At 58.9% G+C, this 25,272-nt stretch carries 29 protein-coding genes; 17 read left to right on the top strand and 12 right to left on the bottom strand.

Going from position 1 to position 25,272, the window contains the following annotated elements; all coding sequences use genetic code 11:
* Positions 1 to 27: 27 nt before the first annotated feature.
* A complete protein-coding gene (locus tag ACE3SE_RS01700) occupies positions 28 to 483 on the top strand; it encodes a MaoC family dehydratase (RefSeq protein ID WP_374553541.1) in 456 nt (151 codons plus the stop codon).
* Between the two features lie 53 nt (positions 484 to 536).
* Here ACE3SE_RS01700 and ACE3SE_RS01695 read toward each other — a convergent pair whose 3' ends face one another.
* The 3 genes from ACE3SE_RS01695 to ACE3SE_RS01685 all read right to left on the bottom strand — a co-directional run bounded on the left by ACE3SE_RS01695 (position 537) and on the right by ACE3SE_RS01685 (position 4,103).
* A complete protein-coding gene (locus ACE3SE_RS01695; protein WP_374553539.1) occupies positions 537 to 2,144 on the bottom strand; it encodes a methyl-accepting chemotaxis protein in 1,608 nt (535 codons plus the stop codon).
* 174 nt (positions 2,145 to 2,318) lie between these two features.
* On the bottom strand, positions 2,319 to 3,269 hold the full coding sequence (locus ACE3SE_RS01690; protein ID WP_082086291.1) for a GMP reductase: 951 nt from the start codon (positions 3,267 to 3,269) through the stop codon (positions 2,319 to 2,321).
* A 183-nt stretch (positions 3,270 to 3,452) separates the two neighbouring features.
* Positions 3,453 to 4,103, bottom strand: a complete 651-nt coding sequence (locus tag ACE3SE_RS01685; RefSeq protein ID WP_045845111.1) for a ParA family protein — start codon at positions 4,101 to 4,103, stop codon at positions 3,453 to 3,455.
* 103 nt (positions 4,104 to 4,206) lie between these two features.
* On the opposite strand from ACE3SE_RS01685, the gene ACE3SE_RS01680 reads away from it, so the two are divergent.
* Positions 4,207 to 4,866: an HAD family hydrolase gene (locus ACE3SE_RS01680; RefSeq protein WP_045845112.1), complete on the top strand. Its 660-nt coding sequence runs from the start codon at positions 4,207 to 4,209 to the stop codon at positions 4,864 to 4,866.
* A gap of 64 nt (positions 4,867 to 4,930) precedes the next feature.
* Here the strand turns inward: ACE3SE_RS01680 and ACE3SE_RS01675 are convergent, their stop codons facing one another.
* Both ACE3SE_RS01675 and ACE3SE_RS01670 read right to left on the bottom strand, forming a co-directional pair.
* Positions 4,931 to 5,860, bottom strand: coding sequence for a hypothetical protein (locus tag ACE3SE_RS01675; RefSeq protein ID WP_062789257.1), 930 nt, complete (start codon positions 5,858 to 5,860; stop codon positions 4,931 to 4,933).
* Between the two features lie 89 nt (positions 5,861 to 5,949).
* Positions 5,950 to 6,540 (bottom strand): IMPACT family protein, encoded by a 591-nt coding sequence (locus tag ACE3SE_RS01670; protein ID WP_374553536.1) that lies wholly within the window; start codon positions 6,538 to 6,540, stop codon positions 5,950 to 5,952.
* Positions 6,541 to 6,635: 95 nt separating this feature from the next.
* Here ACE3SE_RS01670 and ACE3SE_RS01665 point away from each other — a divergent pair, with 95 nt between their 5' ends.
* The 9 genes from ACE3SE_RS01665 (at position 6,636) to ACE3SE_RS01625 (ending at position 11,744) form a co-directional block, all read left to right on the top strand.
* On the top strand, positions 6,636 to 6,764 hold the full coding sequence (locus ACE3SE_RS01665; protein ID WP_255434146.1) for a hypothetical protein: 129 nt from the start codon (positions 6,636 to 6,638) through the stop codon (positions 6,762 to 6,764).
* A 67-nt stretch (positions 6,765 to 6,831) separates the two neighbouring features.
* Positions 6,832 to 7,272, top strand: coding sequence for an NfeD family protein (locus tag ACE3SE_RS01660; protein ID WP_374553534.1), 441 nt, complete (start codon positions 6,832 to 6,834; stop codon positions 7,270 to 7,272).
* Positions 7,273 to 7,274: 2 nt separating this feature from the next.
* On the top strand, positions 7,275 to 8,216 hold the full coding sequence (locus ACE3SE_RS01655; RefSeq protein ID WP_374553532.1) for an SPFH domain-containing protein: 942 nt from the start codon (positions 7,275 to 7,277) through the stop codon (positions 8,214 to 8,216).
* Positions 8,217 to 8,284: 68 nt separating this feature from the next.
* Complete coding sequence (locus ACE3SE_RS01650) at positions 8,285 to 8,818, top strand: septation protein A (protein WP_045845116.1); 534 nt, start codon at positions 8,285 to 8,287, stop codon at positions 8,816 to 8,818.
* Positions 8,818 to 9,120 (top strand): YciI family protein, encoded by a 303-nt coding sequence (locus tag ACE3SE_RS01645; RefSeq protein WP_045845117.1) that lies wholly within the window; start codon positions 8,818 to 8,820, stop codon positions 9,118 to 9,120. Before ACE3SE_RS01650 ends, ACE3SE_RS01645 begins: the two co-directional genes overlap by 1 nt.
* On the top strand, positions 9,117 to 9,383 hold the full coding sequence (locus tag ACE3SE_RS01640; protein WP_045845118.1) for a BolA family protein: 267 nt from the start codon (positions 9,117 to 9,119) through the stop codon (positions 9,381 to 9,383). The genes ACE3SE_RS01645 and ACE3SE_RS01640 overlap by 4 nt, the downstream gene beginning before the upstream one ends.
* Before the next feature lie 19 nt (positions 9,384 to 9,402).
* Positions 9,403 to 10,191, top strand: a complete 789-nt coding sequence (locus tag ACE3SE_RS01635) for a peptidylprolyl isomerase (RefSeq protein WP_045845119.1) — start codon at positions 9,403 to 9,405, stop codon at positions 10,189 to 10,191.
* Positions 10,192 to 10,223: 32 nt separating this feature from the next.
* Positions 10,224 to 11,006 (top strand): peptidylprolyl isomerase, encoded by a 783-nt coding sequence (locus ACE3SE_RS01630; protein ID WP_045845120.1) that lies wholly within the window; start codon positions 10,224 to 10,226, stop codon positions 11,004 to 11,006.
* A gap of 156 nt (positions 11,007 to 11,162) precedes the next feature.
* Positions 11,163 to 11,744: a LysE family translocator gene (locus ACE3SE_RS01625; RefSeq protein ID WP_374553529.1), complete on the top strand. Its 582-nt coding sequence runs from the start codon at positions 11,163 to 11,165 to the stop codon at positions 11,742 to 11,744.
* 1 nt (position 11,745) lies between these two features.
* On the opposite strand, the gene ACE3SE_RS01620 is transcribed toward ACE3SE_RS01625, so the two are convergent.
* The 3 genes from ACE3SE_RS01620 to ACE3SE_RS01610 are packed head-to-tail and all read right to left on the bottom strand — an operon-like array spanning position 11,746 to position 15,502.
* Complete coding sequence (locus ACE3SE_RS01620; protein WP_374553528.1) at positions 11,746 to 12,600, bottom strand: helix-turn-helix transcriptional regulator; 855 nt, start codon at positions 12,598 to 12,600, stop codon at positions 11,746 to 11,748.
* A gap of 54 nt (positions 12,601 to 12,654) precedes the next feature.
* On the bottom strand, positions 12,655 to 15,141 hold the full coding sequence (locus ACE3SE_RS01615) for an EAL domain-containing protein (protein ID WP_374553527.1): 2,487 nt from the start codon (positions 15,139 to 15,141) through the stop codon (positions 12,655 to 12,657).
* A 43-nt stretch (positions 15,142 to 15,184) separates the two neighbouring features.
* Complete coding sequence (locus tag ACE3SE_RS01610) at positions 15,185 to 15,502, bottom strand: hypothetical protein (RefSeq protein ID WP_374553525.1); 318 nt, start codon at positions 15,500 to 15,502, stop codon at positions 15,185 to 15,187.
* On the opposite strand from ACE3SE_RS01610, the gene ACE3SE_RS01605 reads away from it, so the two are divergent.
* The 6 genes from ACE3SE_RS01605 to ACE3SE_RS01580 all read left to right on the top strand — a co-directional run bounded on the left by ACE3SE_RS01605 (position 15,501) and on the right by ACE3SE_RS01580 (position 20,855).
* Complete coding sequence (locus ACE3SE_RS01605; RefSeq protein ID WP_045845123.1) at positions 15,501 to 16,622, top strand: hydrogenase small subunit; 1,122 nt, start codon at positions 15,501 to 15,503, stop codon at positions 16,620 to 16,622. The two genes, ACE3SE_RS01610 and ACE3SE_RS01605, sit on opposite strands and share 2 nt — an antisense overlap.
* Positions 16,622 to 18,412 (top strand): nickel-dependent hydrogenase large subunit, encoded by a 1,791-nt coding sequence (locus tag ACE3SE_RS01600; protein ID WP_374553523.1) that lies wholly within the window; start codon positions 16,622 to 16,624, stop codon positions 18,410 to 18,412. Before ACE3SE_RS01605 ends, ACE3SE_RS01600 begins: the two co-directional genes overlap by 1 nt.
* Positions 18,413 to 18,607: 195 nt before the next feature.
* Positions 18,608 to 19,315, top strand: a complete 708-nt coding sequence (cybH, locus tag ACE3SE_RS01595) for a Ni/Fe-hydrogenase, b-type cytochrome subunit (RefSeq protein ID WP_178972992.1) — start codon at positions 18,608 to 18,610, stop codon at positions 19,313 to 19,315.
* Positions 19,316 to 19,412: 97 nt separating this feature from the next.
* Positions 19,413 to 19,784 carry a HigA family addiction module antitoxin gene (locus ACE3SE_RS01590; RefSeq protein ID WP_374553521.1) on the top strand — a complete coding sequence of 124 codons (372 nt, stop codon included), beginning with the start codon at positions 19,413 to 19,415 and terminating at the stop codon, positions 19,782 to 19,784.
* Between the two features lie 465 nt (positions 19,785 to 20,249).
* Positions 20,250 to 20,528 (top strand): hypothetical protein, encoded by a 279-nt coding sequence (locus ACE3SE_RS01585; protein WP_374553520.1) that lies wholly within the window; start codon positions 20,250 to 20,252, stop codon positions 20,526 to 20,528.
* A 90-nt stretch (positions 20,529 to 20,618) separates the two neighbouring features.
* Positions 20,619 to 20,855, top strand: coding sequence for a hypothetical protein (locus ACE3SE_RS01580; protein WP_374553518.1), 237 nt, complete (start codon positions 20,619 to 20,621; stop codon positions 20,853 to 20,855).
* A gap of 188 nt (positions 20,856 to 21,043) precedes the next feature.
* Here ACE3SE_RS01580 and ACE3SE_RS01575 read toward each other — a convergent pair whose 3' ends face one another.
* From ACE3SE_RS01575 to ACE3SE_RS01560, 4 genes are all read right to left on the bottom strand, one after another.
* A complete protein-coding gene (locus ACE3SE_RS01575) occupies positions 21,044 to 21,568 on the bottom strand; it encodes a PaaI family thioesterase (RefSeq protein WP_374553516.1) in 525 nt (174 codons plus the stop codon).
* Between the two features lie 30 nt (positions 21,569 to 21,598).
* Entirely contained in the window at positions 21,599 to 23,077 is a 1,479-nt protein-coding gene (locus tag ACE3SE_RS01570) for an MFS transporter (protein WP_374553514.1), read from the bottom strand.
* A gap of 86 nt (positions 23,078 to 23,163) precedes the next feature.
* Positions 23,164 to 23,970: an oxidoreductase gene (locus tag ACE3SE_RS01565; protein WP_374553512.1), complete on the bottom strand. Its 807-nt coding sequence runs from the start codon at positions 23,968 to 23,970 to the stop codon at positions 23,164 to 23,166.
* 94 nt (positions 23,971 to 24,064) lie between these two features.
* Positions 24,065 to 25,252: a thiolase family protein gene (locus ACE3SE_RS01560; protein WP_374553510.1), complete on the bottom strand. Its 1,188-nt coding sequence runs from the start codon at positions 25,250 to 25,252 to the stop codon at positions 24,065 to 24,067.
* Positions 25,253 to 25,272 lie beyond the last annotated feature (20 nt).

The following is a 25,272-nucleotide window of genomic DNA, read 5'->3' as shown; positions in this document are numbered from 1 at the left end:
GACATCAACTTACGTTAACGTCACATCATGCTCTACTTCGAAGACCTGACACCGGGCCACCGGTTCGAAACCGGCAGCCATACGCTGACACAGGACGAAATCATCAGTTTTGCCCGCCAGTTCGACCCGCAGCCGTTTCATACCGACCCGGAAGCCGCCAAAACCAGTGTGTTTGACGGACTGGCTGCCTCCGGCTGGCATACCAGCAGCCTTACCATGCGCCTGATTACCGCCAGCGAGCTGAAAAACGTGGCCAATGGCTTGATCGGCATGGGGATCAAGGACATGCGCTGGCCACAGCCCACCCGTGCGGGTGACACCTTGCGCGCAACCATCGAAGTGCTGGCGCAAAAAGCCTCCGGTAGCAAACCGGGATTCGGCGTGGTGCAATTGCGCTGGACCACGCTGAACCAGCATGACGAGATTGCCATGCAGCTGGAAACCTCCATCTGGGTTGCCCGCCGCCCGACTGAACAAGCATGAAAAAAGCCTGCCCCGTCACACGGCGGCAGGCGTTTGTAACGCACATCACATACTTAGCGCTTGTGCCACTTGCTGAAGTTATCGGTCAGTTGCGCCAGATCGACCGAAGTTTCCGCCAGATGACTGGCACTTTCACCAATGGAATGAGTGGTATTGAGGTCTTGTTCCGACAAGGCATTCAACTGCTCCAGTGCAGCGGCCATCACATTGATGGAGTCGGACTTGCTGCCCATTTCCTGCGCCAGTTGCGCTGCCTGACGGCTGGATTGCTCGGCTGCTTCAATCAGGCCCTGCAGATTGCCGGATGACAGGCGGATCTGGCCATTCACCTCGCCCACCTCCTCCACCGTGGCATCCATGCTGCTGACCGCGCTATGGGTGATCTTGCCGATTTCCTCGACGATGCCGCCAATCGAATCGGTGGTATTGGTAGTGCGTTCCGCCAGCTTGCGTACTTCATCGGCCACCACGGCAAAGCCACGGCCCATTTCACCGGCACGGGCAGCTTCGATGGCTGCATTCAGTGCCAGCAGATTGGTCTGATCGGCAATTTCACGGATCAGCGCCGTCATGCTGCGAATCCGTGTCATCGCCTCGTCCAGTTCCACCATGGCAGTGCGTGACCGCGATACCACCGAAACAGCCCGCTCAGCAGCTGTGGTGGCGGCATCCATGGTCTGCCGTCCCTCGCGTGCCACGCGCTGGGTATGCTGTGAATCCTGCTGGTTATGCTCGGCCAGTTGCACCACGTCCTGAATGGCCACGCTGAGCGATTCCATATTATGACTGATCTGGTTCAGCCCTTCGCGCTGCTCCACCGAGCGCGAAGCCAGCGCGTGCATGTCATCCAGCAAACCGTGCGCCTGCTGTTTGGTGTATTGGCTGGCGCGCATCACATCGGCAATGGTGGCACGATAGTGAATGCGCAGCGCCTCCATCGAGGACAACACCTTGCCTGCCAGGCCGCCTTCACGGGCCTCGACCGCCTGATCCAGCCGGCCTTCCTGCAAATCCTGAAAACGTTGATCCAGCACGCCCAGCACCGCGCGCAAGCGCACCCAGGCCCATACCCCGGCACCCAGGGCCAGCAGGCATCCGGCAATGCCCGTCATTTCGCGGATGGCACTGATGGAGTCCGGCAGGAAAAAGGACACAATGGCCAGCAACAAACCAACCAGCGAGAACACCGGTGCCAGCTTGAAGACATCCGGCTGGCGCGCATAGCGTTGCAGCGTGGACGGCAGAGTAGCCTTCTTGTCCTGTACCTGACGATACAGGGCGGCTGCGGCGTCGACATCCTGTCGGCTCGGGCGCGAGCGCACCGACATGTAACCCACGATACGGCCATGTTCGGTGATGGGTGTGACATAGGCCTCCACCCAGTAGAAATCGCCATTTTTGGCCCGGTTTTTCACAATGCCGCGCCAGGGCTTGCCTGTCTTTACCGTGTCCCACAGATCGGCAAATGCGGATGGCGGCATGTCCGGGTGGCGCACGATATTGTGGTTTTTACCCAGCAGCTCGTCTTCGGTAAAACCACTGATGTCGATGAATGCCCGGTTGGCGTAGGTGATGCTGCCTTTTACATCGGTCTTGGTGACGATGGGATTGACAGGGTCGACCATCAGTTCGTTGGTGGTAACCGGCAGATTGATCTTCATTTGATGAGTGTTCTTTTGATAGTTTTAATTATTTGTAAGATTCAGTTGAATCCCACTATTCTAACAACAAAGCCACTCTTCAGAATATGCAAGCCACCACTATTTACCAATCCATTTGCACATGAAAAAGCCCGCAAAATGCGGGCTGTTGCAATGAATGTTCTTTCCCGGTTCTCAGCGATAAACCTGGATCATCTGGACATCACGCAAGGCTGACAGATCGCGGCCGCCGGCATAGCTGACCGACGACTGAAGATCCTCTTTCAGTTCACGCAGCAGTTTGCCAATGCTGCCCTTGTACTCCACCAGAATCTTCTTGCCTTCCACATTGACATAGGCACCCTTGTTGAACTGCGAGGCGCTGCCAAAGTATTCCTTGTAATGCTTGCCGTTGATTTCGACAATCTCTCCCGCCGATTCGTCATAGCCGGCAAACAGCGAACCGGCCATGATCATGCTGGCGCCGCAGGCCAGGGCCTTGGCCATGTCGCCATGCTCCACAATGCCGCCATCGGCAATCACCGGCACGCTGACAGCTGCTGCGCAGTCACGCACGGTGGAAACCATCGGGCGGTGAAAGCCGGTCTTGTTCTTGGTGATGCAGACCCGGCCACCGGCAATGCCTGCCTTGATGGCATCGCAGCCCCAGCTTTCCAGGTCGCGAGCGGCATCGGCCGTGGCAATATTGCCGCCAATCAGGAAGCTACCCGGGAAAGTGTCCTTGATATGCTTGATCATGCGCTCGGCCTTGACGCACCAGGCATTGGCCACGTCCAGGGTGATGTATTCCGGCGTCAGGCCAGCGGCTTTCAGTTCTGCCAGCTGTTGCAGGGTGTCTTCGTTGACTCCGGCGCTGATGGAGGCAAACAGGCCCTTCTCCTGCATGGCCGCGGTAAAACGGCAGGCATCCACATTGAAGCGGTGCATGGTGTAGAACCAGCCCAGCCGGGCAAAAGCCTCGCAGGTTTCTTCGTCCACCACCGATTTCATGTTGGAGGGGTAGATGGGCATGTCAAAACGGCGCGGCCCGAATTGAACCGAGGTATCGCATTCCTTGCGGCTGTCGACAATGGTTTTTCTCGGGACGAGGTACACGTCGCCATAGTTCAGTTCGGTATTCATCATGCAAGTATTCCCTTCAGGCTGTAGACGATAAAAATGCAGGGGCCCCAATAAAAAGCGGGAGCCACATGGGCTCCCGCTTACGGATTCTCCTGCGCCGCCGTTCTGTTGGCTCGCACGCAATTACCGGCTGACTCTACGCCGGCAATATCTTCACGTCAAGAGATAAATGCTTCACGTGAAGATTTATTTATCAAACCAGCAGGATTCATCCTGCTCACCCAGCCAGCTCAGGATGGGCTGCCAGGCTTCGCGGTCTTTTCTGGTTCGCGACTCAGGCAGATCGAACAAGGTCATGCCCGATGCGGCCGCCTGAACGTATAACTGGGTGTCACGCAACCAGCTGAGCACCGGCACATCATGTTCGGCCAGAAAGCGTTCCAGCTCTTTTGCCGAGCGGGTGCGCGGGTCCACCCGCATGCCCACCACCGCCATGAATACCTTGTTCTTGCGTACCGCTTTTTCCGCCAGCAATTGTTCGAAAAACTCGCCACTGGCCCACATATCGAAAGGGGAAGGTTGAATCGGAATCAGGATGCGTTCGACCCGGGACACCAGCGCCGCCATTTTCTTGCCATGCAGACCGGCACCACTGTCCAGAATGACCACTTCGGTGCCCTTGGGCGGCTTGGCCGGAGCTCCTGCTGCCACTTCCCAGCCCTGAATGCGCGGCAGGCTGTCAGCGCGTTGCTGCAACCAGCGCAAGGAAGATTGCTGGCGATCCACGTCGCCCAGCATGACATTGCGGCCGGAACTGGCAAAGTAACCAGCCAGGTTGGTGGCTAGAGTGGACTTGCCGCTCCCGCCCTTGGGATTCGCTACCAGCACAGACTGCACACAGACCCCCGATTGCTTGGTGATGAACCACTATACCAGAGTCATTACCCTTGCAGGCAGCTGCCTGCCGCATTAGGCTGACACGCCGGAGGAAAGCAAACCAATGAAACCAAGCATGCAAGCCATCCTGTTCGACATGGACGGGCTGATGATCGACACCGAAAGCATCAGCGGCCAATCCTGGCTGCGCGCCGCTGACGAGGTGGGCGTGGAGATTCCCGAAGCGGTGATCCTGGGCATGGTGGGCCTGTCGGTCACCAAAAGCCTGGACTATGTGGCCCAGCACTTTCAGGACCGCACGCTGGCAGAAACACTCAGCCAGCATTGCCGTCATCACTATCGCGAACTGCTGACCCATGGCGAGCTGAAGCTCAAGAGCGGCATCATCGAGGTGCTGGACTGGGTGGAAAGCCGGGAACTGCCACGCGCCGTGGCCACCTCCACCCAGCGCCAGATGTGTGACCTGAAACTGCGTCGCAGCGGCCTTGGCCCTTATTTCCACCACACTGTCGCCGGCGATGAAGTGGCCAACACCAAACCGGCGCCCGATGTCTACCTGGCTGCGGCAAGCAGACTGCAGATCGATCCGCAGCATTGCGTGGTGCTGGAGGATTCGCTCACCGGCATGCAAGCCGGACTGGCCGCCGGCATGCGGGTGATCCTGGTGCCGGACATGGTGAAACCGCAAGCCCACCAGACCACGGGAGCGCTGGCGGTATGTGACGACCTGCACCAGGCACTGGAACTGCTCAAGACGCTGTAACAGCGCGCCATCCCGGATAGCAAAAAGCCGCCAAGATGGCGGCTTTTTCATGGTTCGGGAGACATCAACCCTGTGCGCGAATGCGCGAAATCAGCTCGTCGCGAATATCTTCGTATTGATCCACGCTGACCTGGCACGTCCCGGCGGCTTCATGGCCACCACCGCCGTATTGCAACATCAGCGCGCCGACATTGGTACGGCTGCTGCGGTCGATGATGGATTTGCCGGTGGCAAACACGATGTTCTGCTTGTTCAGGCCCCACATCATGTGGATGGAAATATTGCATTCCGGGTACATGGCGTACACCAGGAAGCGGTTGGCCGGGTAAATGGTTTCCTCCAGCAACAGGTTCAGCAGCACCAGGTTGCCATGCACCTTGGCACAACGGGCGATCTGTTCGCGCGCCTGGTCCTGATACTGCATGTACAGGTCCACCCGCTCCTTCACATCCGGCAAGGCCAGGATCTCCTCGATGCTGTGGTCGCGGCAATAGCCGATCAAATCCATCATCAGCTGATAGTTGCTGACGGTGAAATTACGGAAGCGGCCAAGACCGGTTCGCGCATCCATCAGGTAATTGAGCAGCACCCAGCCGGTGGGGTTGAGGATTTCTTCGCGGGAGAACTGGGCAGAGTCGGCCTTGTCCACCGCCGCCATCATTTCGTCACTGATACGCGGAAAGGCCTGCTTGCCACCAAAATGGTCGTACACCACGCGGGCTGCGGAAGGCGCGGCCGGGTCGATGATGTGATTGGCATGCTGCTCGTTGCGCAGGGTTTCAGAAAAATGGTGGTCGAACGCCAGATACGCACCCGGCACATACGGCAGGTTGGTGGTGATGTCCCGCTCGGTGATTTCAATCTTGCCATCCTGCATGTCCTTGGGATGGACAAACTTGATGTCATTCACCATACCCAGCTCATTCAACAGCACGGCACACACCAGGCCGTCAAAATCACTGCGCGTCACCAGACGGTATTGCTGCTGCGACATGTCATTCTCCCCGCTTGGCCAGACAAGCCGGCCTGAATACTGTGATGGACCGCTACACCGGAAATGCAGATACCACTCCGGCAGCGAGATTAATTTTCGTGCGTCATGAAATATACCTCACCGGCCAACAGGTCGTGCAAGCGCATTTGCAGGCTGGTGCACTGGCTTTGAGGCAGGCTGAGGCTCAGTTCTACCTGTTCACCATAGTCGGCAGACAGCACGGCAATCTGCAAGGCTTCGCAATGGCGGCGAAAGCGTGCCTCGTCCGCAAAGGCAATACGGGCACGGCATTGTGTCATCACCACCACCGGCACCGCTTGCGACAGCAGCAGCGCTTCGTTCAGAGCCTGGGTATACGCCCGTACCAGGCCACCGGCACCCAGCTTGACGCCACCAAAATAGCGCACCACCACGGCCAGCACATTATGCAATTGCTTGTGCATCAGTACGTTATACATGGGACGGGCCGCCGTACCGGAAGGCTCGCCATCGTCATCCAGCATAGAGTCGCCATCCACAAGCAGTACTGCACAGTAATGACGGGCATCGGGATAGCGGGCGCGCAGTGCATCGAGATGCTGCATGGCTTCTTCACGCCGGGAAACCGGGTACACAAAGGCAAGAAAGCGGCTTTTTTTGATTTCGATTTCTGCAGCAACAGGGGCTGCCAATTGAAACATTTATACCTGTCCTGAAGTCTTAGTCATTAGCGCATGGTAGCGTGCTTTCCCGCCAGCGTGCGCCATTAACCGTTCAACCCTCCGGGAGTCATGCGATGAACCTGCTACTGATCTGCCTGACCCTGCTGCTGGAAGCCTGCTGGCTGGCACTGGAAAAGTACTGGCTTGATCCAGCGCAAGCTGTCGCCTTGCGCGCTACCCTTCCCGACCCGGACCACCGCTGAAAGCAGTTGTCTTGGACCCGTTTCGGCATGAGAATGCCTAATCTTTCGTCATGAAAGCAGGCTAACCTTGACTCCTACCCTGTGGCTGGTCGGCGCATTGCTGGCGTTGATGGCCGAATTCATGTCCGGCACGTTCTACTTGCTGGTCATCGCGGTGGCGCTGGCCGCCGGTGGCGTTGCCAGCCTGCTGGGCGGCAGTGAGGCACTGTGCTGGACACTGGCCAGTCTGGGCGGCATTGCCGGTGTGGTGGCGGTAAGCCGCTGGCGCAAACGACAGCCACCTGCTGCGCTGCCAGGCAAGGCAGTCCCGGACGACCCGGACATCGGCCAGCTGGTACGCGTAATCAGCCGGATCGACAAGCAAAACCTGCGTGTGCATTATCGCGGTACCGAATGGCAGGCCCGTGCACAAGATGCCAGCGCGCTGGCGCCGGGTGACAGCGCCGCCATCGCCGGTCGCGACGGCAATGTACTGCTCCTTACCACCCCACAACAAGAAAGCCGATAATCATGGAATTCGTCATTGTCCTGTTTGCTGCCGTGGTGATCTTCATCATCAAGTCGGTCAAGGTGGTACCGCAACAGCATGCCTATATCGTGGAGCGGCTGGGCCGCTATCACGCCACCTTGACGCCGGGGCTGAACATCCTCATCCCCTTCATCGACCGGCTGGCCTACAAGCACAGTCTGAAAGAAGTACCGCTGGATGTCCCCAGCCAGATCTGCATCACCCGCGACAATACCCAGCTGAAAGTGGACGGCATCCTGTATTTCCAGGTAACCGACCCGCAACGCGCTTCCTACGGCACCAGCGACTACCTGCTGGCCATCACCCAGCTGTCGCAAACCACCTTGCGCTCGGTAATCGGCAAGATGGAGCTGGACAAGACCTTCGAAGAGCGTGATGAGATCAACCAGATCGTGGTGGCCTCGCTGGATGAAGCCGCCATCAACTGGGGGGTGAAGGTGCTGCGCTATGAAATCAAGGACCTGGTGCCGCCGCAGGACATCCTGCATTCGATGCAGGCACAGATTACCGCCGAGCGGGAAAAGCGCGCCCGCATTGCCCAGTCCGAAGGGGTGAAGATGGAGCAGATCAACCTGGCCAACGGTGCGCGTGAAGCTGCCATCCAGAAGTCCCAGGGCGAAATGCAGGCCACCATCAATAACTCGGAAGGCAACAAGCAGGCTGCCATCAACAAGGCACAGGGTGAAGCCGAGGCATTGCGCCTGGTGGCCGATGCCACGGCAGACGCAGTGCGGCGTGTCGCCGAGGCAGTGAAGGTGGACGGCGGTATCGAAGCAGTCAACCTCAAGGTGGCAGAGCAGTATGTTGCCGCCTTTGCCCAACTGGCCAAGCAGAACAATACCGTCATCCTGCCGGCCAATGTGGCGGATGTCAGCTCGCTGGTGGCCACGGCGCTCAGCGTGGTCAAGCAAAGCAATCGTTAACACTTATGTCATTTTCGCAGCCTGCCCCTGTCTTGTATAACAGGCAGGCTGCCCCCATAATCAGCCGCATGAAATTCTTATCCGACTTCCTTCCGGTAGCCCTGTTCTTCGGCAGTTACCTGATTACCCACGACATGTTCCTGGCCACCAAGGTTCTGGTGGCAGCAACCGCCCTGCTGTTTGCCTGGACCTGGTTCAAGCACCGCAAGGTGGATGCCATGCAATGGATCAACCTGGTCCTCAGCGTGGTGCTGGGTGCGGCTACCGTGATTTCCCACAACGACCTGTTCATCATCTGGAAATTCACCGTGCTGTACTGGCTGATGGCCATCGCCTTGCTGGTGAGTGACTTCATGGGCAAGAACGGTCTGAAACTGCTGATGGGTGAGCAAATCCAGCTGCCGCAGGCCATCTGGCGCAAGCTGGCCTATGCCTGGGCCGTGTTTTTTGCCTCCATGGGCGCACTCAATCTGTATGTGGCTTTCAATTTCAGCCGCGAAATCTGGCTGAGCTTCAAACTGTTTGGCAGTCTGGGCCTGATGGTGGTGTTCGTCATTGCGCAAAGCCTGTTCCTGTCCAAATACATCGAGGAAAAGAAATAATGCTGTATATCATCAGCGGCCAGGATCACCCCGGCTCCCTGGAAAAGCGTCTTGCTGCACGTCCAGAACATCTGGCCCGTCTGTCCGCCTTGCAGGAACAGGGCCGCCTGGTACTGGCTGGCCCCTGCCCGGCCATCGACAGCGTGGACCCGGGCAGCGCCGGTTTTACCGGCAGCCTGATCGTGGCCGAATTTGCCAGCCTGGAAGAAGCCCGCAACTGGGCCGATGCCGACCCCTATGTTGCCGCCGGCGTTTACGCCGCGGTGGAAGTGAAGCCCTTCCGCAAGGTATTCCCGGCATGAGCGATACCGTCGCACTGCTGCAGGCCGCCTTGCAGCAGCTGGCCCCGGAACATCTGGAAATCCATGACGACAGCGCGGCACATGCCGGCCATGCCGGTGCGCGTTCGGGCGGCGGTCATTACGATGTCCTGATTGTCTCCACCCGTTTTGCCGGTCTGAACAGCGTCGCCCGTCACCGCCTGGTCTACGCGACGCTGGGCGATCTGATGAAAACCCGGGTGCATGCGCTGGCCATCCGCGCACTGACACCTGAAGAACTTTGATTCCGAGGAAGAACCGTCAATGAAAAAGAACCACATCGCTGCCTTGCTGCTGGCTGCAACCATCAGTGTTCCGGCTCTGGCCGAATCCATTGCCACCGTCAATGGCAAGTCCATCGACAAGACCGACCTGGACAACGCTGTGGCCGTTGTCGTACAGAACAGCAATGGCAATGTGCAGGATTCCCCTGCCCTGCGTCAGCAGGTGAAAGACACCCTGATCAACCGTGAAGTGATTCTGCAAGAAGCGCAGAACCGCAAGCTGGACCAGCAACCGGCCTTCATCAAGCGCATGGAAGAAGTGCGTCAGGACATGCTGCGTGAAGCGCTGTTTGCCGATCTGGTAAAGAACATCCCGATCACTGATGCCCAGCTGCAAGAACGCTACAACCAGACCCAAAGCAAGTTTGCCGGTACCAAGGACATCCACGCCCGCCAGATTACCGTTGGCAGCGAAGCCGATGCACTGAAGATCATCGACAGCCTGAAAAAGGGTGCCAAGTTTGACGAGCTGGCCAAAACCCGCTCGCTGGACCCGGCAGCCAAGCAAAATGGCGGTGACATGGGCTGGGGTAATCTCGCACGCATGGAGCCGCAACTGGCTGACATCCTGAAAGACCTGAAAAAGGGTCAGTTCAGCAGCAAGCCGATGCAGACCCGCGTAGGCTGGATCATCTTCAAGGTAGAAGACATCCGCGATGCCAAACTGCCGCCGCTGGCTGAGGTAAAGCCGCAAATCGAGCGTCAGCTGCAGGAAGAAGCCATTGCCAAGGCAGTGGATGATTTGCGCAGCAAGGCGAAAATCCAGTAACACCACCCCGTCGTAACAACAGGAAATACAATATGCGCAAGACTTTGCTGGCAAGCGCCCTGCTGGCCGCCCTGAGCACCACTGCCGTCCTCGCTGCCGGCCCGTCCGTGAATGGCAATGAGATCTCCCAGGCGCGTATCGACGCCGTGGTACAGATGATGGCCTCCCAAGGCCAGGCTGCTGACGACAAGACCAAGGACATGGTGAAGGATCAACTGATCACCGCCGAAGTACTGCGTCAGGAAGCCGTGAAGAAGGGTCTGGACAAGACGCCGGAATTCAAGGCCGAGCTGCAGAACATGGAAGCCATGGCCCTGGCCAACCGCGTAATCCGCGACTTCCAGAAAGCCAACCCGGTAACGGATGAACAACTGAAAGCCGAATACGACAAGCTGGTTGCATCGGTACCGGAAACCAAGCAATACCACGCCCGCCACATCCTGGTAGGCAGCGAAGCCGAAGCCAAGGCGGTGATCGAAGCCCTGCGCAAGGGCAAGGCTTTCGACCAACTGGCCAAGGAAAAGTCCAAGGACCCGGGCAGCAAGGGTAATGGTGGCGATCTGGGCTGGCAGGAAGCTGGCACTTTCGTGCCGGAATTCTCTGACGCCATGGCCAAGCTGAGCAAGGGCCAGGTTACTGCCAAGCCGGTGAAAACCCAGTTTGGCTGGCACGTGATCAAGCTGGACGACGTCCGCACCGAACGCAACGTGCCGTCGCTGGACGATGCCCGTCCGCAGCTGACCCAGCGCATCATGGGTGCCCGCATCGAGAAATTCGTTGGGGACCTGAAGGCCCAGGCCAAGATCCAGCAGTAACACCCTGCCCTCTGGCAGACAAAAAGGGATGCTCCGGCATCCTTTTTTCTTGCCTGCCGCAGTTGTCCTTACCCCATGCAGTGGGCAATTTTCTTCAATACCGGACGCAACTGGCGCTCTATCTTCTCAGACTGTTCCCACCTGTCGAGGATAGACATGCAAGTCCTGCTCTCCATGGCCGCCTTTGCGCTGGCCGCTTCCATCTCACCCGGTCCGGTGAATATCGTGGCTTTCGGCTGTGGCGTCAGCCATGGCTTCCTGCCCAGCCTGCGCCATGTCAGTGGTGCCACCATCGGCTTTACCCTGCTGTTTCTGCTGACCGGCCTTGGTCTTGCCGAACTGCTGGACGGACTGCCTGCCGCTGCCCGGCTGATCCAGTATGCCGGGGTCGCGTTTTTGCTGTATCTGGCCTGGAAACTGGCCCGGGATAATGGCGAACTGCACACCAGCAGCCAGCGACCCTCGTTTCGCCAGGGCGCACTGATGCAGTGGCTGAATCCCAAGGCCTGGCTGGCTTCGTTGGCCGGCATGGGGGCATTTGCCAGCCAGGGTGACACACTGCTGGTATGGCGTTTTGCCGCCATTTATTTTGTCATCTGCTACGGGTCGATTGCCTGCTGGGCATGGGCGGGAGCGCGCTTGCAGCCGTATTTGCGCGAGCCCAGGCATGTGCGGCTGTTCAACCGCCTGTTGTCCTTGCTGCTGGCTGGCAGCGCGCTCTACTTGCTACTGGAGTGATTCAGCCGCTGCTGCGACAGTACTGACCGGGCGTAGCCGCCACCAGCCGCTTGAAGGTGCGCTGGAAGTGGGCCTGGTCGGCAAAGCCCAGGGTCTGCGCGACCTGGGCGATGGACTGGCCACTACGCAGCAGTGTCTTGCCGCGCCGGATGCGCCGGTCCAGCAGATATTCATGCGGCGTCATGTGATAGCGCTGGCGGAAGGCGCGAATCAGATAAGAAGCAGATAAGGAGGACGCGGCGCAGATGTCTTCCAGCCGCAGGTCACTGGCGTATTGGTCGTCAATGAACTCAGCCACCCGTTGCAAGCGCCGGTGCTGCTCCGTGCTGTCCGGCATCACGGTGTGCAAGCGGCTGTGCAACTGCGCAAAGAAGCTTGTGGCCGCCTCCTGCTTGCCAAGCAGGGCCATATCCGGGGTCCGGCAAGTAGCCACCAGTTGCTGCAGTTCGCCAAACAGGCGTGCATCCTCGCTCAAGCGCGGGGAAAAACAATGGAAATCCTGATTGGCACTCAGCCCGAGTTCCACTTGCAGTTGCGCCAGCCAGGCGGTATCCACATACAGCATGTGGTAGGACCATGCCTGATTGGCAATCGGATTACAGGCATGCACCTCACCCGGATTCATCAGCACCACGCTGCCATGCGCCACCTGATAGCGGTCTTGCAGGCTCAGGTAAGTGCTGACACCACCAGTGATGGCACCAATGGAAAAATGCTCGTGCGAGTGACGGGCGTAACACACCTGCCGCCCGTCCTGTACGGTACGGATTTCCAGGAAGGGCAAGGCCGGGTCACGCCAGAACAAGGGCTGTGACTGGCTGGAGGCAGAAGAAGGCGTGGCTGGCGAACGAGGCATCCGCTCAGCATATCGCAGCCACTGCCGGCATGCCAGCCCTGCGGCTGGTGATGTCTAGCCCTGCTGGGCGCGCAGCAGGCTTTCGAATACAGCGGCAGGCACCGGCTTGCTGAACAGATAACCCTGCCCGCAATCACAGCCCTGTTCTACCAGGAAGCGGCGCTGCTCATCCAGCTCCACGCCTTCGGCCACCAGATCCAGCCCAAGGCTGCGGGCAATGGAAATGATGGCCTGGGTGATGGCGGCATCGTCCCGGTCCTGATGCAGGTCCATGATGAAGCTCTGATCAATCTTCAAGCCGCGAACCGGCAGGCGCTTGAGGTAGGACAGGCTGGAATAGCCGGTGCCGAAGTCGTCAATCGACAGGTAAATGCCCAGCGCCTGCAGGCGGTGCAATACCTCCACCATGCCGCTGTCTTCATCCATGGCCACGCTTTCGGTGATTTCCAGCTCCAGCGCGCTGCTGGGCAGGCCATGACGTTCCAGCGCCTGGGCTACCGTGTCGACAATGCTGGAATACTTCAGCTGTCGGCCGGATACATTCACCGCAATACGCCCCTGCAACAGCCCGGCGTCACGCCAGCGGCGGATGGATGCACAGCTGTTGTCCAGCACCCATTCGCCGATGCTGGTGATGAGCGAGCTTTCCTCGGCAATGGGAATGAACTGCGCCGGGGAGATCAGCCCCATGTCCGGATGCTGCCAGCGCAGCAAGGCTTCGCCGCCGATGATGCGGCCCGAGGCCAGTTCCACCTTGGGCTGGTACCACACTTCCAGCTCATCCTGCGCCAGTGCGCGGTGCAGGCTGTATTCCATCTTCAGCCGCTCTATCGCCCGCGCATTCATGTCGGCGGTGTAAAACTGGAAATTGTTCTTGCCGCGCTCCTTGGCCCGGTACATGGCGGTGTCGGCATTCACCAGCAAGGCATCCGCCATGGCACCGTCTTCCGGGAACATGCTGATGCCGATACTGGCGGAAATGAACACGCCCTGCCCGGCCACGGTGGATTCGGCGGAAATGGCATCCAGAATGCTCTGCGCCCGACTGGCCACCTGCTGCACGGTGACGATGTTTTCCAGCAACACGGTGAATTCATCGCCGGACAGGCGCGCCACGGTGGACAGATTGGGCACGATGCGTTGCAGCTCGCTGGCAATGCGCACCAGCAGCTCGTCACCGGCATGATGCCCCAGGGTGTCGTTCACCATCTTGAAGCGGTCCAGGTCGATGAACAGCAAGGCAAAGCGGCGATCGAACTGCCGCGCCTGGTCCACCGCCGACTGCAGTTTCTCGATGAACAAGGTACGGTTGGGCAGGCCGGTCAGTGCATCATGATTGGCCAGAAAGTGCAGTCGTTCCTCGGCCTGCTTGCGCTGGGTAATGTCGGAAAACACGGCCACGTAGTGCAGGCATTCGCCACGCTCGTCGCGTATGGCCGTGATGCTCAGATGCTCGGTATACAACAGGCCGTTCTTGCGGCGGTTCACCACCTCGCCCTGCCAGGCACCGTCGTGTCGCAGGCAGCGCCACAGGTATTCGTAGAATTCCGGCGATTGCTTGCCGGACTTGAGCAAGGCCGGGGTCTTGCCGATGGCCTCCTCACGGCTGTAGCCGGTAATACGGGTGAAGGCCGGGTTGACCGACTGGATGATGCCGTTGCCATCGGTGATGACAATGCCTTCCATGGTGGCTTCAAATACCTTGTCGGCCAGCAGCAGGCTCTGGCGCGACTGGATCAGCGCTTCGTCACGCTCGCGCAGTGCACCATGCAGCTCCAGCAGGAACTCGTGCTCGATGCTCTGGATGATTTCGCGGAAACCGACAATGTGAACCAGACGCTGATCACCATCGAAAACCGCCAGGTGGCGGATCTGGTGCTGCAGGATCACACGCCGGGCCTGCAACAGGCTGGTACTGACCGACACGCCAATCACCGGCCGGGTGCAAATGTGCCCGAGGTCGGCATCCGTCTGACCGCTGGCCACCAGGCCGACGACATCCCGCTGGGTGAGGATGCCGTAGCTGCCGTCGGGAAACTGTATGCCAATGGCGGTCAGCTGTTGTTCGCGCATGCAGCTCAAGGCGGCTGTCAGGCTGTCATCCGCCTGCAGGATGGCTGCCGGCGGGGCCAGGATGCCATCCAGCCGCTTCAGGCCGAGAAAGGCCTCGGTGCCCTGGCACAGCACTACGTCGGAGAGGGAAACCAGGCCGACAATATCGCCATGCTTCTCTACCAGCGCATGGCGGATGCCGTTGCTGCGAAAGCGCCCCACCGCGTCATGCACGCTCAACTGGTGTGACAGGGTCACCACCGGCGTACTCATTACCTGGCTGATCGGCTGGCGACGTGCCACCGGGTCGGTCAGGTCGATCGACAAGGCATCGGTTTCGGTCCAGATACCCAACGCATGACCGGACGCATCAAACACCACGATGGAACCGCAGCCGCTCTCCATCATCATGGCGGCAGCCTGATGCACCGGCGTCTCGGGCGTGCAACTGAGAATATCCGAGGAGGCGATTTGCTCTATGGGCTGCATCAGCGGCGACATCATCCTAGACCTGTAAGCAATTTACTGTTCATTACAGCGGCATTATACATTTTTCACTTAACACCATAAAACGAATCTGGCTATTTAATTGCAGCCGGTCAGCTGCACGATATTTTCCACTTTGCCGCAAAACCGAAAACAAAGTTTGCAGTACTTTTCTTTGCCACCAAAGCAATTCACTGATTTTAAAAGACTTGTCACAACCCAAAGCCTGGCACGGAATTTGAAACCCACTGACAGCTTGCAACACCGCCAGCCTGTCCGGACAGACCACGAACAACGCAGATCCGGCACAACAATTAAAACACATCGAATGCCATTTGCATGGCATGGAGGAGCGTAACCACATGGAGACTTTCTATCAAGCCATGCGTCGCCAGGGCGTGACCCGACGCAGCTTCCTGAAGTTCTGCAGCCTGACCGCCACCTCGCTGGGCCTGGGCTCGGCTTTTGTCCCGCGCATTGCCTATGCACTGGAAACCAAACCCCGTGTGCCGGTGATCTGGCTGCACGGCCTGGAATGCACCTGCTGTACCGAGTCCTTCATCCGCTCGGCCCACCCGCTGGCCAAGGACGCCATCCTGTCGCTGATCTCGCTGGATTACGACGACACCATCATGGCCGCTGCCGGGCATCAGGCCGAGGCCATTCTTGACGACCTGATCAAGAACCACAAAGGCAATTACATCGTGGCCGTGGAAGGCAACCCGCCGCTCAATGAGGACGGCATGTACTGCTTCCCCGGTGGCGAACCCTTTGTGGAAAAACTCAAGCGCGTATCGGCCGATGCCAAGGCGCTGATCGCCTGGGGTTCCTGTGCCAGCTGGGGCTGCGTGCAGGCCGCCAAGCCCAACCCCACCCGCGCCACGCCGGTGCATCAGGTGATTCTGGACAAGCCGGTCATCAAGGTGCCGGGCTGCCCGCCCATCCCGGAAGTGATGGCCGCCGTCATCACCTATATGGTCACCTTCGACAAGATTCCGGAACTGGACCGCCAGGGCCGGCCGAAGATGTTCTACGGCCAGCGCATCCATGATAAATGCTATCGCCGCCCGCACTTTGACGCCGGTCAGTTTGTCGAGAGCTGGGACGACGAAGGCGCGCGCAAGGGCTACTGCCTGTACAAGATGGGCTGCAAGGGCCCCACCACCTATAACGCCTGCTCCACCGTGCGCTGGAACGACGGCGTGTCCTTCCCCATCCAGTCCGGCCACGGCTGCATTGGCTGTTCGGAAGAAGGCTTCTGGGACAAGGGTTCCTTCTACGACCGCGTCACTTCCATTCCGCAGTTCGGCGTGGAAGCCAATGCCGACAAGATCGGCTTTACCGTGGCCGGCACCGCCGGGGCTGCCATTGCCGCCCATGCCGCGGTCAGCGCCATCAAGAGCACCATGCTGAAAAAGCAGGACCTGCAGCCGCTGGACCAGGCCGCCGCACAGAATAAAGACAAGAACGAGGAGAAAGTCTGATGTCCTACCAGACCCAAGGTTTTACCCTGGACAATAGCGGCCGCCGCGTGGTGGTGGACCCGGTCACCCGTATCGAAGGCCACCTGCGCTGCGAAGTGAACATCGACAGCAACAACATCATCACCAATGCCGTCTCCACCGGCACCATGTGGCGCGGCCTGGAAGTGATTCTCAAGGGCCGTGACCCGCGTGACGCCTGGGCCTTTGTCGAGCGCATCTGCGGTGTATGCACCGGCACCCACGCGCTGACTTCGGTGCGCGCCGTGGAAGACGCGCTGAAGATCAAGATTCCCGAAAACGCCAACCTGATCCGCAACATCATGCAGGCGGCGCTGTATGTGCACGACCACCTGGTGCACTTCTACCACCTGCACGCGCTGGACTGGGTGGACGTGGTGTCCGCCCTCAAGGCCGACCCGAAGAAAACCAGCGAGCTGGCACAGAGCATTTCCGACTGGCCGCTGTCCAGCCCCGGTTATTTCCGTGACCTGCAATCGCGGCTGAAGCGCTTTGTCGAATCCGGCCAGCTGGGCCCCTTCCGCAATGGCTACTGGGGCCACCCGGCGATGAAACTGCCGCCGGAAGCCAACCTGATGGCCGTGGCCCACTATCTGGAAGCGCTGGATTTCCAGAAGGAAATCGTCAAAATCCACACCATTTTTGGCGGCAAGAACCCTCACCCCAACTGGCTGGTGGGCGGCATGCCCTGCGCCATCAATATCGATGACGTGGGCGCAGTCGGTGCCATCAATATGGAGCGGCTGAATCTGGTATCGCAGATCATCGACCGCACCATCACCTTCTGCGAGCAGGTGTACATTCCGGACGTCATCGCCATCGGCGGCTTCTACAAGGACTGGGCCTCCATCGGCGGCGGCCTGTCCAGCCAGAGCGTGATGTCCTACGGCGACTTCCCCGACCATGCCAATGACTACAGCGAAAGCAGCCTGCTGCTGCCGCGTGGTGCCATCATCAACGGCAAGTTCAACGAAATCCACCCGATCGACCTGTACGCCCCGGATGAAATCCAGGAATTCGTCACCCACAGCTGGTACAGCTATGGCGACGACAGCAAGGGTCTGCACCCCTTCGATGGCATCACCGCGCCCAAATTCGAGCTGGGTGCCAAGCACAAGGGCAGCAAGACCCGCATCGAGCAACTGGACGAATCGGCCAAGTACTCGTGGATCAAGTCGCCGCGCTGGAAGGGCCACGCCATGGAAGTGGGCCCGCTGGCACGCTACCTGATTGGTTATCACCAGAACAAGCCGGAGTTCAAGGAACCGGTGGACAAGCTGCTGCATGCACTGGGCGCACCCAAGGAAGCCTTGTTCTCCACCCTGGGCCGTACTGCCGCCCGTGCGCTGGAGTCGTCCTGGGCTGCCAACAAGATGCGCTACTTCTTCGACCGTCTCATCAGCAACATCAAGAACGGCGACACGGCAACTGCCAACGTAGAGAAGTGGGACCCGGCCAGCTGGCCGGCAGCCGCCAAGGGGGTGGGCTTTACCGAAGCACCGCGCGGCGCGCTGGGCCACTGGCTGAAGATTGCCGACACACGCATCGACAGCTACCAGTGCGTGGTACCTACCACCTGGAATGCCGGCCCGCGTGACGCCAAGGGCCAGATCGGCGCATACGAAGCATCGCTGATGGGCACCAAGATGGCAGTGCCGGATCAGCCGCTGGAAATCCTGCGCACCCTGCACAGCTTCGACCCCTGCCTGGCCTGCTCCACCCATGTGATTGGCGAGGACGGCGGCGAGCTGGTGAGTGTGAAAGTACGTTGAGTTCGTCGCGCCCGTCCGCCCGGCGGCACCCCCTGCCCGGCAGACGGCTCGACGATTGACCAGTCGGCACCGCCCCGCTCCCCCCGCAGGCGGTGCTGGCGAACTTCCTGATCGTCCGCCACGCTGGCCGGAGTGCCCATCACTCCCGGGATGGCCGGCAGCGTGGCGGTACGGCGGGAAAACAGGAGATTCAACATGAAAAGCTACGGCTTCGACGGCAACGCCCCGCAGGGCCTGGGCCGCAAGGTCACGTCGGTTTATGTCTACGAGGCACCGGTACGCCTGTGGCACTGGGTTACCGTGCTGTGCATCATCACCCTGTCGGTAACCGGCTACCTGATTGGCAAGCCCCTGCCTTCAGTACCCGGTGAGGCCACCTTCAACTTTGTCATGGGCTATATCCGTTTTGCCCATTTCACCGCCGGCTACATTCTGGCCATCGGCCTGATCGGACGCTTGTACTGGGCGCTGGTGGGCAATCACCATGCACGCGAGATCATTCTGGTGCCGGTGTGGGACCGTGCCTGGTGGAAGGAATTTTTCTTTGAAGTGCGCTGGTATCTGTTTCTGGAGCGCTACCCGAAGAAATACATCGGCCACAACCCGGTAGGGCAGATCGCCATGGCCAGCTTCCTGTGGGTGGCCGTCTTCATGTGCTTTACCGGCTTTGCGCTGTACGGCGAAGGCCTGGGCACCAAGAGCTGGGCCTACCAGGGCTTTGGCTGGGTGATTTCCGCCTTTGGCGGCAACAGCCTCACCGTACACAACTGGCACCGGCTGGGCATGTGGTCCATCATTTTGTTCGTGATGATTCACGTGTATGCCGCCATCCGCGAGGACATCATGTCCAAGCAGAGCATGGTGTCGACCATGATCAGCGGTTTCCGCATGTTCAAGGATTAGGACAAAAAACGTCAGCTACTGCGTTGCGCCTCCTTGCCGTACTCAGTGTACTGTCTGCGTCGGCGCGCCTTGTCCCTGACGTTTTCATTTTCCTGATATGACTCTGAGATTTTTCGAACTGCCGCCAGCACGCGCTGGCGGCAAATCAACTCAGCCTCAAACCCCATCCACACCCACCGCCATGGCCACTCCGCTCGTCAGTGCCCGCACCCCGCTGCACCCCGGCCGTTTTCTGGATAGCCGCTTTCTTGCGCCCTCCGGCATGAGCCAGACCGATGCCGCACGACGACTGGGCATCTCGCGGCGCAGGCTGAACGAACTGATTGGCGGCAAGCGCGGCATCAGCCCGGATACCGCCATCCGGCTGGCCTGCGTGTTCGGCCAGGACGCACAGTTCTGGATGGCGCTGCAAAGTGCCTGGGACCTGGCGCAGGCCCGCCGCCAGCTGCGGCAAGCACGTCGCGTTTAAACCTTGCGTCGCAGCTGACGCAAGCTTGCACTGCGTTGCCATCCACGACCCGCGCTCCGTACACCATGCCCCGCCTGGCCCCGCTCGCCTTACCCCCATGTTTCTTGCCTTCCCACCCGCAGCACTAGATAATCCCCACCGTGCCGTTCAATAGCGGCACCGGGATTGGCGTCCCGAGCTTCCCGGACTGCTACGCGCTTGCGTACCAGTCCACACACCATTGCTTTGCCTTTTTTATGGCGGGCCATGGTGGGAGCCTCTTTTGAGGCGCCGGGAAGGAAGCCGGTAACGCCAATCCCGCCATGCGCCTGCCACCCGCGATTGGCGTCGTAGGGAGCAGATTCCAGCTGCTTTCTGGAGCCTTATGATGCGTATCTTCCTATCCTGTATTGCACTGTTTACCGCCTTACGCAGGTGTTCCGCCACCCCGTCGTTGCTCTATATACCATCTCAGGAGCAACGCCCATGACACACCAAACCACCGCACCCGTCCTCCCCCTGATGCGCCAACACATCCTCCTGCTGCAAGCCATGCTCCAGCAGGACCGCTTTGCCGCGCTGCGAAGCCCGGTGCAGGAGTTGGCACGTGGTTTTGCCCAGCTGGAATCCGCATTGCGGGAACAGGCCCAGACGCTGGAGGCAGTGATGGCCTTGCTGGCCCTGCACCCGTCTGATGCCTATCGCAATCACTTGATGCAGGGCTTGCTGGGTTTGCAGCAGCAACAGCAGCAATTGCAGGCTTGAACCCGCGTAGTCACCCGTGCATAACAGCCCGGCTTTTTAATGGATAGCCGGGCTGTTGGCATGAAGCTTGTTATTCAATAGCGGCGTGCCTTGCATCTGGTCCCGGAATACGTCGGCACCATCATCGACCGGATCAGCCGGAGTACCACCATCAAGCAGGTAGAAGCCTACGGCGGCAGCAACTGCCTGGAACTGGGCCAGAACGCCACCGTCAACAAGGTGCTGGTGCCGAAATACTGGCTATGTGACCGCAGGATTGAGGAAATTCTGGATAAGGAGGATGACTTGGTACCGCTGAGTGATACCGGACAAGGCTCGCTGTTCTGAATGAGAAATGGCCCCGACGGGCCATTTTTACTTCTACTACATCGGCGAACCACACAAAACGGAAGTCAGAGCATATCGGCCCATAGCCCCCATATCGGCCAAAGCAGCCACTCAGTGACAAGATTAGAGATGGCAGCTTTCAATGTGAAAGCTGCCATAAAATTAACGAAGAAAGCAGGTTGATTCAACTACAAAGCAGGTTGTTGTTGCATGCGCGTAAAGTTTGCCATTTTCATCTTCGACACGGGCTTCAGCCGTGGCCATCTGACGCCCCCGTGGATAACCCTGGCAACGGCACGTAGCGGGCCGTTCTTGTGAGAGGCTGGCCGTACAATGTTTATGCTGAGCTCGGCCGTCGTGTAGGAACGTCCGGCCGGCAGCGTGGCCTGCACAGCACATCCCAAGGCTGAGTCCAGCAGCGTGGCGAACCACCCGCCATGCACCGTGCCCAGCGGGTTGTAGTGTTGTGAAAGCGGAATGCCTTGGAACGCGGCGAAGCCGTCGCCCACCTCCAGCAGCGTCATGTTCATGGTTTCGTTCATGGGTGGATACGGCAACTCGCCGGACATCATGGCGTCGAGAATCGCGCGCCCACTCTTGCCGACAATCTGCTCCATCCGGGTAAGACCGGGTGCCCCACCACCATCGCGTATACGTTGCTGCGCAACCAATTGTTTGCTTGCCCAGGCAAGAGATTTCTGATCGCGTTCCATTGATACCTCCGATACGGTTTGCGCAAAATTTCACGCTTTGGAATTTGAACCCGAGCCAGAGACACGAGCATTTGCGATAGCTCCAGACAAGGTGTTAACGGGGAGGCACAGAACTGCGGTCAACAGTGCCAAGCTCATGTGGCACAAGTAGACGGTATCGAAGTCGGCACGCTGCAAACTGGCACTTCCAAGCAGTAGCACGGTGAGGGCAACGCCCATGACTGAACCAATTTGTCGTATCGCCTGATTAATGGCACCGCCTACTGCGTAATGGCTGGAGGGTAAGTGGCTGACCGCAGCCCCCGACAGCGAAGGCAACACCATGCCCACACCTATGCCACTGAACAGCATGCCGGGCAGCCAGTCGGTCAGATACGCAGGCGTAGTACCAGGCACCAACAAGAACCACAACGCACTGCCGGCGTAGACCAGACCGCCCACTACCAGCAGTGGACGGTGGCCATGCCGACCCGCTATTCGGCCCGATATGGCTGCGACTGGAATCACCAGCAGTGGTCCGGGAGCCATCGCCAAGCCCGCCAGTGGCAGCGAATAGTGCCAGATCGACTTCATGTAAAAAAAGAAGGCGAAAAACATCATCGAGAACGCAATGCCGAAGCTCAGCGTTGCGAGATTGACATAACGGTATGTAGCGTTGCGAAACAAACTCAAATCCACCAGTGGCGCGGAGGTAACCCGAGCCCAGGCGATAAATCCGAGGATGCACACTAAGCCGATGCCTCCAACACCCAGCAGCTCATGGCGTGACCAGGCAGGTGACTCCGCTTGCACGATAGACAGCGCTAGTGCACCGATGCCGACGATCAGCAAGCCCATGCCCACCAAATCCAGTGGACGCTTCTCGGTAGACCGCTTCGTTTCCGTCAACAGTTTTGCGCCACGCCAGATGGCCAAAAGCCCCATCGGCACATTCAGGTAGAACGCCCACGGCCACCCGAGCGATGCGATCACGAATGCCCCCAGGCTGGGACCGACTGCTGCCGCCAGACCACCGACCGCGCCCCATAGGCTGACAGCCACCGCACGTTTGTTTGTCGGGAATGCCGCCAGTACGAGCGAGAGTGATGCGGGAGTCAGCAATGCAGCACCAATAGCCTGGAGAACTCTGGCCGCGACTAGCCAGCCCACGCTGACTGCCAAACCACAGGCAACAGAGGCCACCAGAAACAGTGCAACACCAACGAGGAATACCCTCTTGCGCCCATGATTGTCTGCCAATCCGCCTGCGGGGATCAGCATCGCTGCATAGGCCACGGTGTAGGCATTGAGCACCCATGATAGATCTGCTGCGCTTGCCTGCGTAAAACCTGCCCGCAAGGCACTGAAGGCTGCGAACAGCATGGTGCCGTCCATGGAAACAAGAAACACGGCCACGCTGGCAACCCAGAACACCGGCCAAGGTGAGGCGCTGCTGGGGGGCATGCTTGGCAGAGCCTGTTCCAGGCTAGCGCGTGGAGACGTGATGGTTTTGCTGTCTGAGTCTGTCATGCGGCTCTTCCGGTCATTTGGTGCGCTCGGTCCCTCAGTGGCAAGCTCGTTGAGATACTTGCCACTGTGAAAAGGTTGGGAACGACTCAGGCCAATCCAAATGTTTTCCTCAGACCCTTCTCGACCGGGCCTGCGGGCATGAATCGGCGCAACTTGGCCAGAAGAGAGGCCTCGCCTTTGGGTGTATGGCGCATCTTCCACGCGCCCAATGCAGCATCAACAACCGTGGTGGCAACGCCATCAGGATTGGGGGCTTTTTGGACATTGTTTTGAATGGCCTGGGAAACAACGCCGAGCTCTACGTCGTAGTCGGAAATTCTGGAAGCCGTCTGTGGTGCATTGATATCCAGATTGGTTTTGGTAAAAGAGGGTTCGACCAGCGCTACGCGAATACCGAATTGGCGCACTTCGTGATCCAGAGTCTCGGACAGCCCTTCAACAGCATGCTTGGATGCCGAATAGAGCGCCATATAGGGTGCGGGCAGGAAGCCCAACACCGAGCTGACATTGACAATACGTCCGGAGCGTTGCTTGCGCATGTGTGGCAGTACCGCCTTGGAAACCCGCAAGAGACCAAAGAGGTTGGTATCAAACAGCGTTTTGGCCTCCTCAATCGAGGCTTCTTCCAGCGCGCCCAGCAGGGTCACTCCGGCACTGTTGACCAGCACGTCGATGCGTTTGGCCAGATTGATAACTGTTTGAATCCCTTGCAGAACAGATGCTTCGTCACGGATATCCATTTCGATGAGTGTTACACCGGGTATTGCCCGCGCTTTTGCAATGTTTCGGACCGTGCCAAATACACGGCAACCTCGTTGGGTAAACTGCTCCGCAGTAGCGCGGCCTATGCCCGATGACACTCCAGTAATGATGACAACCTTGGAATTCGACATGATGACTTTTCCGTATGTGGTGAATGCTTGGCAAATCTGTAGGCTAGATAAATGGCCCTGCCCCTAAAAAGAGGCAGGGCAAATGAAGTTGCGCTCAGCCCAGTGTCTCAAGCGCCAGGGCGATGCCTTGACCGCCGCCGATGCATAAAGTCACGATGCCGCGGCGCAAGTTGTCACGGCGCATGGAGTGAATCAGCCGTGTCGTCAGAATTGCGCCGGTAGCGCCGATAGCGTGGCCATGTGCAATGGCCCCACCTTCGACATTGACAATGTCTTCGGCAAAGCCAAGTTGCTGTAAGCACAGTAAGGAAACGGCGGCAAAGGCTTCATTGATTTCCACACGATCCACATCGGAGGTCTTCCAGCCAGCGCGTTCCATGGCAAGCTTTACTGCGGGTATCGGCCCCATACCAAACAGGCCGGGTTCAACGGCAGCAACCGCATAGGATGCCAAGCGTACCGATGGCTGCAGGCCATGCGTTTCAGCAAAGATGCGCTCTGCAATCACCATGGCAGAGGCTGCACTATTGAGCCCTGGCGCATTCCCTGCCGTGATCGTGCCATCGGGGCGGAATGCCGGTTTAAGACGGTGCAGAGCCTCGATTGTCGTTTCCGGCCGATTGCTTTCGTCCCTGGCAAAAACGACAGTTCCTTTTCGACTTTGCAATTCGACCGGAATGATTTCATCTGCAAATTTTCCGGCAGCTTGCGCCGCCCCAAAGCGCAGCTGAGAGCGTAAGGCCCACTGGTCCTGCTGCTCGCGACTGATATGGAAGCGGGTCACCAGATCTTCGGTATGCCAACCGGAATGTTGATTACTGAATGCATCGTTCAGTCCGTCATTCAACATGCTGTCAATGACCTGGCCGTTGCCCATGCGATAGCCCCAGCGCCCACCCGGAATCAGGTACGGTGCTTGGTCCATGTTCTCCATCCCACCAGCAATCGCACAATTTCCATAACCGGCCAGTATTTCCAGTGCAGCGGAGACAATCGCCTGTGCACCGGAACCACAAACACGATTCACGGTGAAAGCCGGGACATCGACAGGTAAACCTGCATGAATAGCAGCCTGGCGGCCGGGATTCATCTTGGCACCAGCTTGAATGACATTGCCCATCACCACAGCATCAACCGCTTGAGGAGAGATGCCGGAGCGCTGCAGGGTTGCCTGGATTGCTGCGGCACCAAGTACCGTTGCGAATGTGTCTTTCAAGCTGCCGCCATAGTTGCCGATGGCAGTCCGTACCGGGTTGCAGATGACAATTTCTCTTTGCTTCATTTCACTTCTCCTTACGCATC

Origin of the sequence: Aquitalea pelogenes (genome assembly GCF_041914625.1) — a bacterium.
In the GTDB taxonomy this organism is placed as follows: domain Bacteria; phylum Pseudomonadota; class Gammaproteobacteria; order Burkholderiales; family Chromobacteriaceae; genus Aquitalea; species Aquitalea pelogenes.
This window is presented reverse-complemented; position numbering and strand designations above follow the sequence as displayed.

Bases quoted from the DNA above. Each gene is read 5' to 3' on its own strand.
- ACE3SE_RS01700 (WP_374553541.1), top strand. From the start codon at position 28: ATGCTCTACTTCGAAGACCTGACACCGGGCCACCGGTTCGAAACCGGC.
- ACE3SE_RS01695 (WP_374553539.1), bottom strand. From the start codon at position 2,144: ATGAAGATCAATCTGCCGGTTACCACCAACGAACTGATGGTCGACCCT.
- ACE3SE_RS01690 (WP_082086291.1), bottom strand. From the start codon at position 3,269: ATGATGAATACCGAACTGAACTATGGCGACGTGTACCTCGTCCCGAGA.
- ACE3SE_RS01680 (WP_045845112.1), top strand. From the start codon at position 4,207: ATGAAACCAAGCATGCAAGCCATCCTGTTCGACATGGACGGGCTGATG.
- ACE3SE_RS01675 (WP_062789257.1), bottom strand. From the start codon at position 5,860: ATGTCGCAGCAGCAATACCGTCTGGTGACGCGCAGTGATTTTGACGGC.
- ACE3SE_RS01670 (WP_374553536.1), bottom strand. From the start codon at position 6,540: ATGTTTCAATTGGCAGCCCCTGTTGCTGCAGAAATCGAAATCAAAAAA.
- ACE3SE_RS01665 (WP_255434146.1), top strand. From the start codon at position 6,636: ATGAACCTGCTACTGATCTGCCTGACCCTGCTGCTGGAAGCCTGCTGG.
- ACE3SE_RS01655 (WP_374553532.1), top strand. From the start codon at position 7,275: ATGGAATTCGTCATTGTCCTGTTTGCTGCCGTGGTGATCTTCATCATC.
- ACE3SE_RS01650 (WP_045845116.1), top strand. From the start codon at position 8,285: ATGAAATTCTTATCCGACTTCCTTCCGGTAGCCCTGTTCTTCGGCAGT.
- ACE3SE_RS01645 (WP_045845117.1), top strand. From the start codon at position 8,818: ATGCTGTATATCATCAGCGGCCAGGATCACCCCGGCTCCCTGGAAAAG.
- ACE3SE_RS01640 (WP_045845118.1), top strand. From the start codon at position 9,117: ATGAGCGATACCGTCGCACTGCTGCAGGCCGCCTTGCAGCAGCTGGCC.
- ACE3SE_RS01635 (WP_045845119.1), top strand. From the start codon at position 9,403: ATGAAAAAGAACCACATCGCTGCCTTGCTGCTGGCTGCAACCATCAGT.
- ACE3SE_RS01630 (WP_045845120.1), top strand. From the start codon at position 10,224: ATGCGCAAGACTTTGCTGGCAAGCGCCCTGCTGGCCGCCCTGAGCACC.
- ACE3SE_RS01625 (WP_374553529.1), top strand. From the start codon at position 11,163: ATGCAAGTCCTGCTCTCCATGGCCGCCTTTGCGCTGGCCGCTTCCATC.
- ACE3SE_RS01620 (WP_374553528.1), bottom strand. From the start codon at position 12,600: ATGCCTCGTTCGCCAGCCACGCCTTCTTCTGCCTCCAGCCAGTCACAG.
- ACE3SE_RS01615 (WP_374553527.1), bottom strand. From the start codon at position 15,141: ATGCAGCCCATAGAGCAAATCGCCTCCTCGGATATTCTCAGTTGCACG.
- ACE3SE_RS01605 (WP_045845123.1), top strand. From the start codon at position 15,501: ATGGAGACTTTCTATCAAGCCATGCGTCGCCAGGGCGTGACCCGACGC.
- ACE3SE_RS01610 (WP_374553525.1), bottom strand. From the start codon at position 15,502: ATGTGGTTACGCTCCTCCATGCCATGCAAATGGCATTCGATGTGTTTT.
- ACE3SE_RS01600 (WP_374553523.1), top strand. From the start codon at position 16,622: ATGTCCTACCAGACCCAAGGTTTTACCCTGGACAATAGCGGCCGCCGC.
- cybH (WP_178972992.1), top strand. From the start codon at position 18,608: ATGAAAAGCTACGGCTTCGACGGCAACGCCCCGCAGGGCCTGGGCCGC.
- ACE3SE_RS01590 (WP_374553521.1), top strand. From the start codon at position 19,413: ATGACTCTGAGATTTTTCGAACTGCCGCCAGCACGCGCTGGCGGCAAA.
- ACE3SE_RS01585 (WP_374553520.1), top strand. From the start codon at position 20,250: ATGACACACCAAACCACCGCACCCGTCCTCCCCCTGATGCGCCAACAC.
- ACE3SE_RS01575 (WP_374553516.1), bottom strand. From the start codon at position 21,568: ATGGAACGCGATCAGAAATCTCTTGCCTGGGCAAGCAAACAATTGGTT.
- ACE3SE_RS01570 (WP_374553514.1), bottom strand. From the start codon at position 23,077: ATGACAGACTCAGACAGCAAAACCATCACGTCTCCACGCGCTAGCCTG.
- ACE3SE_RS01565 (WP_374553512.1), bottom strand. From the start codon at position 23,970: ATGTCGAATTCCAAGGTTGTCATCATTACTGGAGTGTCATCGGGCATA.
- ACE3SE_RS01560 (WP_374553510.1), bottom strand. From the start codon at position 25,252: ATGAAGCAAAGAGAAATTGTCATCTGCAACCCGGTACGGACTGCCATC.